Below are 11,855 nucleotides of genomic sequence, written 5' to 3' on the forward strand. Positions count from 1 at the left end.
CTCCCACAAAGACCCAAGTCCACACGGGATCCCTGTGGGATCGGGGCGGGCGGCGAGCCCTCTGCCCGCGAAGAGGCCCTCAAGCCATACAAAAAGATCAGACCACATGCGCTGACTTCAGCTGGGTCAGGGCCTGTATTCTCAGATCAGCCAACACCGGATTCCGCCGATCCCTCGGCTGCATCAGGTCCACATCGATCCCACCGCTGATCCCACTGGCCCGATGCCCCATCACCAACACCCGGTCACTCAGGTACAGCGCCTCGTCCACATCATGGGTCACCAACAGCAGCGCAATGTCATGCCGCCGTGCCAGATCCAGCAACAAATCCTGCAGCTTCATCCGGGTAAAAGCATCCACTGCACTGAACGGCTCGTCCAGCAACAGCACCTTTGGCCTGGAATAAAGGCCCCGCGCAATTGCGACCCGCTGCGCCATGCCGCCGGACAATGCCTTGGGCAGCGCCTCGGCAAATCCGCTCAGGCCCACTTCCTCGATCAGCTGCCGTACCCAGGCCTGGTCATAGTGCCCATCATCGTGAAAGCCGATGTTGCGCGCCACGCTCAACCAAGGCATCAGCCGCGGCTCCTGAAAAACGAATGCCACCGACTCGCCTGCACTGCTCAGCTCGCCGCTGTAGTCCCGATCCAGGCCCGCAGCGATGCGCAGCAGGGTGCTTTTGCCGCAGCCGCTGGGGCCCAGCAGGCTGACGACCTCGCCGGGTTGCAACTGCAACTCCACGTCCTTGAGCACCACGGTTTCGCCAAACGTCTTGCGCCGGACGTGAATGCTCAGCAAGGCATCGTTCATGATCGGTTCCCCGTGGCTTCGCCGGTGAAGGTGTCGCGCCAACTGACGCAGCGCCTTTCGACGGCCGCAAGCACGCCGTCGCTGAGCTTGCCCAGCACCGCCAGGGCCAGGATCGCCGCCAGCACGATGTCGGGCCGCGAGGTTTCGCGGCCGTCGCTGAGCAGGTAACCCAGGCCTTTAGTGGCAGCAATCAGTTCGGCGGCAACCAGAAACATCCAGGCCATGCTCAGGCCGCTGCGCAAGCCGGTGAACAAGCCCGGCATGGCGGCCGGCAGCAGAATACGCAGGGTCAGCCGACGGGCGCTGAAGCCATACATCTGCCCGACCTCCACCAGCTTGCGGTCAATGTTGCGAATCGCCGCCACGCCGTTGACGTACACCGGAAAGAACGCACCGATGGCGATCAACACGACCTTGGACGTCTCGTCGATGCCCAGCCACAGCAGCAGCAACGGCACCCAGGCCAGGCTGGGTATGGCGCGCAGGCCGGCGAAGGTGGGTTCCAGGTAGGCCTCGGCTTCCCGGCTCAGGCCGACCCAGGCGGCAAATACCAGGGCCAGGGACGCACCGATGACGAAGCCGGCCAGCACGCGACCGACGCTGGCCAGCACGTGCTTGCCGAGCGCGCCTTGCGCCAGCTCGACCAGCGTCAGCGCGACATCGCTGGGCGCCGGCATCTGGTAGGCCGGGATCCAGCCGACCCGCACCACGATCTCCAGCACGATCACGATCAGACACGGCAGCAACCAGCCCTTGGCCCCGCGCCGCCAGGCGGGTGAAGCGCGCCGTGGGGCCGGCGCTGCCTTGGGTAGGGTGTTTTCCGACGCGCTCATGAAGTCACTGCTTCCCGATGACTTGGGCGCCGAAGCGTGGCTCAATCAGTTGATCGACCACGTCGTTGACGTCCACGCCTTTGCGCACCAGGCCTTCGGCGGTGAGGATCGGCGCAGCGGCCTTGAGCGCCTGAATCTGCTTGGCGCCCGGCTGCGAATCGCTGAAGTCAGTCCGCGAGAGCTGCAGCTTGGCCACATCCAGGGGCAGCCCCGATTCCTTGGCCAACAGCGCCGCCAGATCGTCCGGGTGTTCCCGCGCCCAGCTACGGGCCTGCTCGTAGGCCTTGATGACCTGCTCGACGGTGTCGGCATGTTCAGCTGCGAATTTTTCCGTGACGCTGATCACCCCATAGCTGTTGAACTCGATGTTGCGGTACAGCAACTTCGAGCCGGCTTGCAGCTGACTGGCTGCCAGCAGCGGATCGAGGCCGGCCCAGGCGTCCACATCGCCTCTTTCCAACGCGGTGCGACCGTCGGCGTGCTGCAGGTGAACCAGCTCCACATCATCCTTGCTCAGCCCAGCCTGTTGCAGGCTGCGCAGGGTGAACAGGAAAGGGTCGGTGCCTTTGGTGGCGGCGATCTTCTTGCCTTTGAGGTCGGCAACGGTCTGGATCGGCGAATCCTTGCGCACCGCCAGGGCGGTCCATTCCGGGCGGCTGGCGATGTACACGGTCTTGATCGGGCTGCCATTGGCGCGGCTCAGCACCGCTGCAAGGCCAGCCGTGGAGGCGAAGTCGATGCTGCCGCCGTTGAGGTATTCCAGCGAGCGGTTGCTGCCCTGGCTGAGCACCCAGTCGACCTTGGTGCCGGGCAGGGCTTTTTCCAGCCAGCCGAAATGGCGCAGGACCAGACTGGTGGGCGAGTAGTAGGCATAGTCCAGGCGAACCTCGGCAGGGGTGGCGGCCTGGGCGACGCTGGCGAAGCTGGCAAGCAGCACGGTGGCGGCCAGCAGCGGTTTGGACAGGCGGGAAAACAGGGTCATGAAGATCATTCCTCGGCAAGGGAGAGCCGGCTGGCACGCCGGATCCCAATGCTAAATGATCTAAAAAATCAACTATAAATACCTTTTGGATCTGAGCTTAGATTGCCAGTACGCGCCTCGACCCAGGCCGCTCACCGATTGACCGTCCTGGCCGGCAACGCCAGTACCAGCAGGCAGCTGAGCAGCAGGCAGGCGGCAAAAATCCACAGGGCGATCTGCGGGCTGTGGAAGCGGTCCATGACCACGCCCATCAGGGAATTGCTGACCAGCCCGGCGATGTTGGCCAGCGAACAGGCCAGGGCAAAACCAGTGGCCGCCGCAGTCCCTCTGAGAAAGGTCGCCGGAAGACTGAAGAACACCGGCACCGCACCGATGATGGCCAACGAAGCCACCGAGAACAGCAACACGGTGACCGCCACGTTCTGGGTGAAGAAGGTGCTGAGAAACATGGCCGCCGCGCCGACGATGAATGGCACGATGATGTGCCAGCGTCGCTCGCGGTGCTTGTCGGAACTGGCGCCGATGGCCAGCATGCCGATCAGTCCGGCGAGGCTGGGTATGGCCACCAGCAGGCCGATGTCGCCGGGGTTGCCGACCCCGGCGTTGCGGATGAAGGTGGGCAGCCAGAACCCCATGGCATAGGCACTCAACAGAATCGAGAAATCGATGCCGCCAAGCATCCATACCTTGATGTCGAAAAAGCCGGCACGAAACGAGTGGCCGCCTCGGTTCTCGCTCTCGTCCCGAGCCAGCACGGTTTGCAGTTCGGTTTTCTCGCGCTCGGTGAGCCAGCTGGCATCGGCAATGCTATTGGGCAAGATGGCCAGACACAACGCGCCCAGCACCACCGTCGGTATGGCTTCGAGGAGGAACAGCCACTGCCAGTTGTGCAGGCCGCTGACACCGTCGAAATTGCCCATGATCCAGCCCGACAGCGGCCCGCCGATCAGGCTCGACAGCGGCAGGCCGATCATGAACAGGGCAATGATGCGGCTGCGTCGGTACGACGGAAACCACTGGCTCAGGTAGAACAGCACCCCTGGCAGAAACCCGGCCTCGGCTGCGCCGAGCAAGAAGCGCAGCAGGTAGAAGTGCCACTCGGTGGTGACGAACATGGTCAACCCGGAGAGCACCCCCCAGCTGATCATGATGCGAGCGATCCACAGGCGTGCACCGACCTTCTGCAATACCAGATTGCTGGGCACCTCGAACAGGATGTAACCGACGAAGAACAATCCGGCGCCCAGACCGTAGGCGGTTTCACTCATGTGCAGGGTGTCGAGCATCTGCAGTTTGGCGAAGCCGACGTTGATGCGATCCAGGTAAGACGCCAGGTAGCAGAAGCACAGAAACGGAATCAACCGCCAGACGATCTTGCGATACGTGCCAGCGCTGGCGTGCTCGGTCAGGCCGGAAGTGGGCGACATGCATGAACTCCTGGAGCGTTGAAGACAAGGTGATAATCCGCCACGAACCCCGTAGGAGCGGTCAGTGGCCGCGAAAGCTGCACTGCGGTTTGCCTGAAGCACTGCGGCGCCGGCTTAGCGGCCGATGATCGCTCCTACGCAGATGAACGCGTCCCATGGGATGCAGGCGCGGGGATGATAATCGCTGCGCTCGATCCCTGCAGCATGGGTGCCAGCACTGGCGTGCGAATAATGGCGTAGACTGCCGGCTTCGGTGTGCGGGGGGCGCACCGTGTCGCGTTCATTCACACGCTCGATCCGGCCAGACGCCGGTCGGCATCGGCCCGGGCAAGGCGGAGCATATTCATGGCGCAGGGTATTTTCTTCTTCGTGGTCGGGCCGAGCGGGGCGGGCAAGGACTCGCTCATCGAAGGCGCGCGCGCCCACCTGGGCACTTCCGGCCGCTACCTGTTTGCCCGTCGCACCATCACCCGCCCCAGCGGCGCCCCAGGAGAAGACCACGCGGGCGTGACCCCCGAACAGTTTCAAGCCAGCGTCGCGGCAGGGGCGTTCCTGCTCAGCTGGCATGCTCACGGCTTGAGCTATGGCTTGTCCGCCGAGCTGTTGCAAGTGCTGGAGGAGGGCCGTCATGTCATCGCCAACGGCTCGCGCAAGATGATCCGGGAGGCGGCCACCCGTGTGCCGCATCTGGTGGTGATCGAAATCACCGCCTCGCCAGAGGTCCTGGCCGCGCGCATCCTGGGGCGCGGTCGGGAGACCGCTGAGCAGGCCAGTGCCCGCGTGCTACGTCAGGTCGACGCGCTGCCTGCCGACATCGAAACCCTGCGCGTCGACAACAACGGCACCTTGGCCGAGGGTATCGGTCGCTTCGTCGATGCGGTCGAAACCGTTGCCCAGCGCCACGCGCCGCTGCCGAGCAGTCATTCGCTGCTGCTGCGCAAGCTGCAGGGGCACGAACTGGACGAGGCCCAGTACGAGCAGGTGCTGGGCGACATCATTGCCGGCGGCTATGTCGACAGCGAGATCCGCGCGTTTCTGGTGAGTGCCAGCCAGCATTTGTCGGATGCCGAGGTGGTAGCGCTGGCGCGCGTGCGGACGCGGTTTTCCCCGATCATGCGCTGGGATCGACCGATTGTGGTCGACAAGCATTCGATGGGGGGCGTGCCTGGCAGCCGGATCACCTTGATCGTGGTGCCGATCGTCGCGGCGCAAGGTCTGCTCATGCCCAAGACCTCGTCCCGGGCGATCACCTCCGCAGCCGGCACCGCCGATGCCATGGAGGTACTGGCCGAGGTGGAACTGACGCCTGAAGAGGTGCAACACTGCATTGCCCAGACGGGCGCCTGCATCGCCTGGAATGGCCGCCTCAACCACTCCCATCTGGACGAGGTGATGAACGCCATCACCCGACCGCTGGGTATCGACTCCACGCGTTGGGCAGTGGCGTCCATCCTCTCGAAGAAGCTCACCGCTGGCTCGACGCACGTCATCGTCGATCTGCCATTCGGGCCGCGCACCAAATTGGCGACCGCAGAGCAGGCGCACACACTGGGCAGATTGTTCGAGGAAGTTGGCGCTCTGTTGGGCCTTACCGTCGCGGCCGTTGCCACCGACGGCTCGCGACCGGTCGGGCGCGGCATCGGCCCGGCCCTGGAAGTGCGCGACGTACGCTGGGTGCTCGAAGGGGCTCCGGAAGCGCCTGCCGACCTGCGCGAGAAGGCGCTGTCGTTTGCCGCGCGCATCCTGGCCTGGGACCCGCGCATCGGCAGCGTCGAAGCCGGGCGCGAACGTGCCGAGCACCTGCTGGACGGTGGCCACGCCCTGGCCGCTTTCGAACGCATCATCGAGGTTCAGGGACGCAGGGTGCCAGTCATGCCCAGTCCGTCGACCTGGGCCGTGTGCGCCCCTTGCGCGGGTCGGGTCGCACGGCTCGATGGCTGGCGACTGGCGGAACTCGCCCGCTACGCAGGCGCACCTGGTGACAAGGCTGCAGGTATGGATCTGAAGGTCAATCTGGGCATCCAGGTGGGGCAGGGCGACGTACTTTACCTCCTCCATGCATCTAGCGCAGAAGGCCTGAAACGCGCTGCTGAGCAGGCCCGGATCGAGAGCGGCATCATCCTGGATGAGCACGCCTGATCAACGCTGACCCCGCAACGCCACCTCGGCTCATTACCGTTCGTCGGCGCAACCTCGACAAATGGAATTCACAAGCTTTTCCGCTCTCCTAACCTGAGTGTGGGAGTCGCCATCGCGGCGGTAACTTTCCTCAATCAATTCAAGTACACAGAAGGATTTGGCAATGACTGATTCGCCGCGCATCGACAGTGCTTCCAAGGGAGCGAACCTGGTTCTGGTGGTCGAAGACGAAGCGCTGATTCGCGAGTTCGTCTGCGAACTGCTGGGCGAGGAAGGTTGGAAGACCGAGGGTGTCGAATCTGCGGACCACGCGCTCGAGTTTCTGAACAAGCGTTCCAATGAAGTCGGTCTGTTGCTGACGGATATCCTGATGCCCGGCAGCATGAACGGCGCAGGGCTGGCGAACTACTCGGCGCAGACCTGGCCGGAAATTCCGATCATGATCATGTCGGGCCATGAAACGCCCGAAAGCTCCGGCGTCACCATCCCGGTAAGCTTCGTGCGCAAGCCATGGACGCTCGGTCAGTTGCTCGACGGTGTCGAGAAAGCCCTCGGCACCGTGCCGCGCGCCGTCAGCTAGGACAGGCGCCGTTGCCTTGGGCCCATTGGCGGGCGGTCGTTGCAATCTGCTTCGCCAATTGATCGATGATACGCTGATGTGCCACCACCAAGCTGCTTAGTTCAACTCCCGCCGTTTCACGGATCTGGCTTGCACAGGTCAATGTACGGCGCGGCTGCGCACCCCCGCGCATACCCAGACTCCACACCACATCGACCAGCGCATACTGACCCGGTAGCGAATCGAAACGTCGCACGTCGGTTTGTACGGACAGCACGGGCTTTTGCGCATCCTTGGGCAACCCAGCCAGATCACGCGTCCCCAACTGGCGTTCCAGGCGATCGGTCAGGGCGTCGTGAAACTCATCGGCCAGCGGCGCGCTCCAACGGTCGTTTTCCAGAATCGCCAGATTGCCTCGATCCTGACGCACCACCAGCTGCGGCTGGTCGACCTGGACAGGCATGCGCACCGCGAGCATTTCGAACTGGAACGACGGCGCAGCCAAGCGCGAGGGCGCGCTCGGCGCAGTGTCCTGCAGCGTGTAGTAGTGGGTCACCGGCGAGCTGCAGGCACCCAGGCCTATGCTCGCGGCCAGCATCAGGCTGCGTTTGATCATGGTTGAACTTCCGGTTGGATTTCACGTGAGGTATTGCCTGGGCTGCGGTAGGCGTCCGGCTCACCCTGTTTGGTACGGCCGCGAATCAGCGCTTCGGGGTTGCGGCTGAGGAAATCGGTCAGCACCCGTACCGAACGGGCGGTGCGCTGGACTTCGTCCATGGCCTGGCTCAGTTGCTGGCGCTCCGGCGAGTCGTCGGCGAAGGTGGAGTTGGCCGCGGCCAAGGTCTTCTGGGTCTGCTGCAAGGTGCCACGCATCTGCGGCAGCACCTCGGCATTGACCTGGCGCAAGGTCTTCTGCATTTCGCTCAGACTGCCGTTGAGGTTGTTGGCGATTTCATCCAACGGCAACTTGCTGATCTTGTCGACCACGCCCTGCAACTGCTCCTGCACCTTGTCCAGGCTGCCGGGTACCGTGGGGATGCGCAGCGGGCGGGCGGCGACGTCGAACGCCACGGGCGCTGCGTTGGGCACGAAGCTCAGGGAAATGTACAACTGCCCGGTAATCAGGTTGGCACTGCGTGCCTGGGCCCGCAGACCCTGTTTGACGAATGCCGACATCAGCTTCGCCGAGCGCTCATCGTCCTCGGTACCCATTTCCTTGAGCAGTTTTTCGTGCGCCTTGCCCAGGCGATCCGGGTAGATCACTGCGCCGACCACACTGGGAAAGCTCTTGGTCTTGGCGTCATAGTCCAGGTTGACCGACACCACACGGCCGATGTTCACGCCCAGGAATTCTACCGGGGCGTTGACCGCCAGGCCCCGCAGCGACTGGTTGAAGCTCATGCTGATGTATCGCGGTTCGCCATCGGGCGGCGCCAGGGCGGTTTCCTGATCGGCGAACAGGTCGAAGCGCGAGCGCTCGGTGGCCGGAGTCGCGTTGGGGCTGTACTTGGGTTCGACGAAGGCGACGCCACCGGCGAGGATGGTCGAAAGCGACTCGGTGTTGACCTTCAGGCCACTGGCGCCCACGGTCAGATCGATGCCGCTGGCGTTCCAGAAGCGCGTATCGGTGGTCACGTACTTGTCGTTGGGGGCATGGACGAAGATCTCCACGTCGACACCCTTGCCGTCTTCGGCCAATTGGTACGACACCACTTGGCCGACTTCGATGCGGCGATAGTAGACCGGCGAGCCGATGTCCAGCGAACCCAGGTCCTCGGTGTGCAGGGTGAAACGTTTGCCCTGTTCGCCGTAGGTGATCGCCGGCGGCGTTTCCTTGCCGACGAATTGCCGCTTGCGCTCTTCGGAACTGCCGGCATCGGCGCCGATGAAGGCGCCGGAGAGCAGCGTATCCACGCCGGAAATGCCGTTGGCGCCGATGCGTGGGCGCACCACCCAGAACACCGAGTCTTCGGCGGTGAAGCCTTCGGCGGACTTGTTCAGGTCGACCTTGGCGACCACGTGGCTGCGGTCGTCGCTGAGGGCTATGGCGGTCACTTGCCCGATGACCACGTTCTTGTATTTGACCTGGGTCTTGTTGGCTTCCAGGCCCATGGCGGTCTCGAAGCTGATTTCGATCTGCGGCCCGGCATTGAGGCCATTGCTGATCAGCATCGAGGCGCCTACCAGCGCCGCGATGATCGGCACGATCCACACCAGCGAGACATTGAAACGACGCGTCTTGACCGCCGGCGCAGCGGCAGGTGACGCGGGAGTGGAACCTGGACGATCAGACATCTTCAACCTCTACATCCCAGATGAGCCGGGGATCGAAACTCATGGCGGCAAGCATGGTGAGTACCACCACCAGACCGAAAAACACGATACCCAGCAACGGGTCGATGGAACTCAGCGAACGAAACTGCACCAGCGCGGCGACCAGCGCCACCACCAGCACGTCGAGCATCGACCAGTAGCCGATCAGTTCGATGAAGCGATACAGGCGGGCCCGCTCGCGCATGGCCCAGTGGCTCTTGCGCTGACAGGTTACCAGCAGCATGCCCAGGATCAGGAACTTCATGCAGGGCACGACCACGCTGGCGAAGAAGATCAGCACGGCGATGTCCCAGGAGCCGCCATGCCAGAACTCGATGACGCCACTCATGATGGTGTTTTCGCTGGCGTTGCCGAACATGTTGGTGCGCATCACCGGGAGCAGGTTGGCCGGGATGTAGAAGATCAATGCCGCGATCAGCAGCGCCCAGGTCCGCGCGATGCTGTCGGGTTTGCGCGCATGGACGGTGGAGTGACAGCGCGGGCAATGGTGCTCGCCTGCCTGGCACACATGCCCGCAGGTGTGGCACAGCACCAGGCCCAGTTGCCGCGCGTAGACCGGTTCGCTCATCGCAGCTGGCCTTCCAGGTCGTCCCAGAGTCGGCGGATGCCCTTGCCGGAAATCAGGATCAACAGCACCGTGACCATACCCAGTGCCCACAGGCCGAAGCCGGGGTGTACGTCGAGCATGCCCGCCAGTTTGATGATGGCGACCAGAATGCCCAGCAGGCAGACTTCCAGCATGCTCCAGGGGCGCAGGTGCTCCAGCGCGCGCATGCAGGTGCGAAAGCCGGGCGCAGCGCGTCCGGCGGTGGCGAAGCCGAGCAGCCAGCACAGCAGGCAGATCTGCAAGAGGGGGGCGAGAATGATGGTCAACCCGGTCACCGCGGCCATCGGCGTGATGCGGCCCTGGGCCAGGGCTTCCACCGAGGCGAGCAGGGTGGCCTGATTGCTCAGCCCTTCCATGCTGATGCTGATTACCGGAAAAGCGTTGGCCAGAATGAACAGCATGGCTGCGGTCAGCGCCAGGGCGAACAGCGCCTGGATGCTCAGGCGCTGGCCACGTTCGAGCACCGCGCCACAGCGCGTGCATTCGGCTTTCTGACCATGCGTCAGGGCCACCGATTCGAACAGCGAATCGCAGTGTTCACAGATGATCGAGCGGGAAGAGGTGTTCATTCGGCAATGGACATACATGAAAGCCTGAGGTCAGGGGCGCGCATTTCCCCAGATTAGACACGACCTGTCTAGTCCAGTGGCGCGGTGCCATGAGTATCTGAGTCATGATAAAGCCGAGCGTTCCGTCTGGCGATAGCTGTGAAAGCCAGGCTACTCGCGGCCTTTGGTTTGCGGGCGTGGACCCTGTCAGCACCCAATGGCATGACATCTGGAAATAATCTCGCTTGTGAGCGGCGTTCGCCAGCCTCGATACTTTCGGCACATTCGCCGTCGAGCACCGTCATGGCCCTGGATTACCGATTTACGCCTGCCTTCGAAAACCCCACCGGTTCGGCCATACGCGAGCTGTTCAAGTACCTGTCGGTGCCGGGCATGATTTCCTTTGCCGGTGGCTATCCGGCGTCGGCGTTCTTCGACGAGTCCGGCCTGCGCGAAGCCGCGGAGCAGGCCATGCGCGAAGCCCCCCTGGACTGTTTGCAATACGCCGCCACCGAAGGCTTGCCGGCGCTGCTCGAACAGTTGGTAAGTCTGATGACGCGGCGTGGCGTGGCCGTTGGGGCGGATGAGTTGATAGTGACAACTGGTTCGCAACAAGGCTTCGACCTGTTACTCAAGGTGTTACTGGCCCCTGGCGCTACCGTACTGGTCGAGTGCCCGACGTATCCGGCAGCGTTGCAGGCGTTGCGCCTGGCCGGGGCGCAGGTGCTCAGCGCGGCCACCGATGCCGACGGTCTGGACACCGATGCGTTGGCGCAGCAGCTGGCAGGGCGTGCGCGTGGCGATGTCGCGATGCTTTATTGTGTGCCGACGTTTGCCAACCCCACCGGCGCCTGCCTGCCCCTGGCGCGGCGTCTGGCACTTTTGCGGCTGGCGGTTGCACACGATTTTCTGGTGGTCGAAGACGATCCTTACGGTGCGCTGCGCTTTGCCGGCGAGGAAATGCCTTCGCTGTTGGCGCTGAGTCGGCAGGTGGAGGGCGCCGAGGGCCGGGTGATCCATCTGTCCAGCCTGTCCAAGGTGCTCGCGCCAGGGCTGCGCGTGGGCTGGATGGTGGCGCCTGCGGCCGTCCGTCAGCGTTGCCTGGTGGCCAAGCAGACCGTGGACCTGTGCACCTCGCCCTGGGCGCAACGCATCGCCGCCAATTACCTCGCGGCAGGGGCGCTGGAACGGGCGCTGCCGGGTCTGGCGCAGGGCTATCGGGAGAAGTGCGAGCGCATGCTGGCTGGGTTGCGGCCGTTGGCGGAGTATCTGCAGGTGAGTGCGCCGGCAGGCGGCATGTTCGTCTGGGGTCGTTGCCTGCATGGCCTCGACGCCAAGGCATTGCTGCCGCGGGCGATCGAGCAGAAGGTGCTGTTCGTGCCCGGCAGCGCCTTTTACGGCCAGGACCCGGACCCCAGCAGCATCCGTCTGTCGTTCGCCGCCCCCGGGTTGGCTGACATCGACGAAGGCCTGCACCGACTGCGCCGAGCGTTCGAGCAGTAGAATTCGCGGCGAGGCCGGACGCGGCTCGCGCCGCTGCTACAGGGGTAGGAGCGCCGGGTCGGCGGTGTGCCTGGATGAAGGGGCACGCGGTCGTTGTAGCAGCGGCGCGAGC

The 11,855-nt window shown here is 63.9% G+C and carries 12 protein-coding genes; 3 read left to right on the plus strand and 9 right to left on the minus strand.

Annotated elements, in window-relative coordinates; genetic code table 11:
- Positions 1–97: 97 nt before the first annotated feature.
- From QMX89_RS21825 to QMX89_RS21845, 5 genes are all read right to left on the minus strand, one after another.
- Entirely contained in the window at positions 98–811 is a 714-nt protein-coding gene (locus QMX89_RS21825; protein ID WP_282349850.1) for an ABC transporter ATP-binding protein, read from the minus strand.
- The gene (locus QMX89_RS21830) at positions 808–1,644 is read right to left on the minus strand and encodes an ABC transporter permease (RefSeq protein WP_282349851.1); all 837 of its coding nucleotides are present in this window, start codon (positions 1,642–1,644) and stop codon (positions 808–810) included. Before QMX89_RS21830 ends, QMX89_RS21825 begins: the two co-directional genes overlap by 4 nt.
- A 4-nt stretch (positions 1,645–1,648) precedes the next feature.
- Positions 1,649–2,626 carry an aliphatic sulfonate ABC transporter substrate-binding protein gene (locus QMX89_RS21835; RefSeq protein WP_282349852.1) on the minus strand — a complete coding sequence of 326 codons (978 nt, stop codon included), beginning with the start codon at positions 2,624–2,626 and terminating at the stop codon, positions 1,649–1,651.
- 131 nt (positions 2,627–2,757) lie between these two features.
- On the minus strand, positions 2,758–4,053 hold the full coding sequence (locus QMX89_RS21840; RefSeq protein WP_282349853.1) for an MFS transporter: 1,296 nt from the start codon (positions 4,051–4,053) through the stop codon (positions 2,758–2,760).
- Between the two features lie 114 nt (positions 4,054–4,167).
- The gene (locus tag QMX89_RS21845; protein WP_282349855.1) at positions 4,168–4,341 is read right to left on the minus strand and encodes a hypothetical protein; all 174 of its coding nucleotides are present in this window, start codon (positions 4,339–4,341) and stop codon (positions 4,168–4,170) included.
- A gap of 57 nt (positions 4,342–4,398) precedes the next feature.
- On the opposite strand from QMX89_RS21845, the gene phnN reads away from it, so the two are divergent.
- Together phnN and QMX89_RS21855 are read left to right on the plus strand one after the other, a co-directional pair.
- Positions 4,399–6,192, plus strand: a complete 1,794-nt coding sequence (gene phnN, locus QMX89_RS21850; RefSeq protein ID WP_282349856.1) for a phosphonate metabolism protein/1,5-bisphosphokinase (PRPP-forming) PhnN — start codon at positions 4,399–4,401, stop codon at positions 6,190–6,192.
- A gap of 163 nt (positions 6,193–6,355) precedes the next feature.
- Entirely contained in the window at positions 6,356–6,772 is a 417-nt protein-coding gene (locus QMX89_RS21855; RefSeq protein ID WP_049859902.1) for a response regulator, read from the plus strand.
- On the opposite strand, the gene QMX89_RS21860 is transcribed toward QMX89_RS21855, so the two are convergent.
- The 4 genes from QMX89_RS21860 to QMX89_RS21875 are packed head-to-tail and all read right to left on the minus strand — an operon-like array spanning position 6,765 to position 10,261.
- Positions 6,765–7,367 (minus strand): PqiC family protein, encoded by a 603-nt coding sequence (locus tag QMX89_RS21860; RefSeq protein ID WP_049859903.1) that lies wholly within the window; start codon positions 7,365–7,367, stop codon positions 6,765–6,767. The two genes, QMX89_RS21855 and QMX89_RS21860, sit on opposite strands and share 8 nt — an antisense overlap.
- On the minus strand, positions 7,364–9,046 hold the full coding sequence (locus tag QMX89_RS21865; protein ID WP_282349857.1) for an MlaD family protein: 1,683 nt from the start codon (positions 9,044–9,046) through the stop codon (positions 7,364–7,366). The genes QMX89_RS21860 and QMX89_RS21865 overlap by 4 nt, the downstream gene beginning before the upstream one ends.
- On the minus strand, positions 9,039–9,653 hold the full coding sequence (locus QMX89_RS21870; protein ID WP_122743385.1) for a paraquat-inducible protein A: 615 nt from the start codon (positions 9,651–9,653) through the stop codon (positions 9,039–9,041). The genes QMX89_RS21865 and QMX89_RS21870 overlap by 8 nt, the downstream gene beginning before the upstream one ends.
- Positions 9,650–10,261 carry a paraquat-inducible protein A gene (locus QMX89_RS21875; RefSeq protein ID WP_056842256.1) on the minus strand — a complete coding sequence of 204 codons (612 nt, stop codon included), beginning with the start codon at positions 10,259–10,261 and terminating at the stop codon, positions 9,650–9,652. Before QMX89_RS21875 ends, QMX89_RS21870 begins: the two co-directional genes overlap by 4 nt.
- 282 nt (positions 10,262–10,543) lie before the next feature.
- Here QMX89_RS21875 and QMX89_RS21880 point away from each other — a divergent pair, with 282 nt between their 5' ends.
- Positions 10,544–11,743 (plus strand): PLP-dependent aminotransferase family protein, encoded by a 1,200-nt coding sequence (locus QMX89_RS21880; protein WP_282349858.1) that lies wholly within the window; start codon positions 10,544–10,546, stop codon positions 11,741–11,743.
- The last annotated feature ends 112 nt before the right edge of the window (positions 11,744–11,855 follow it).

The organism is Pseudomonas sp. PS01301, from assembly GCF_029960215.1.
Taxonomy (GTDB): domain Bacteria; phylum Pseudomonadota; class Gammaproteobacteria; order Pseudomonadales; family Pseudomonadaceae; genus Aquipseudomonas; species Aquipseudomonas coleopterorum.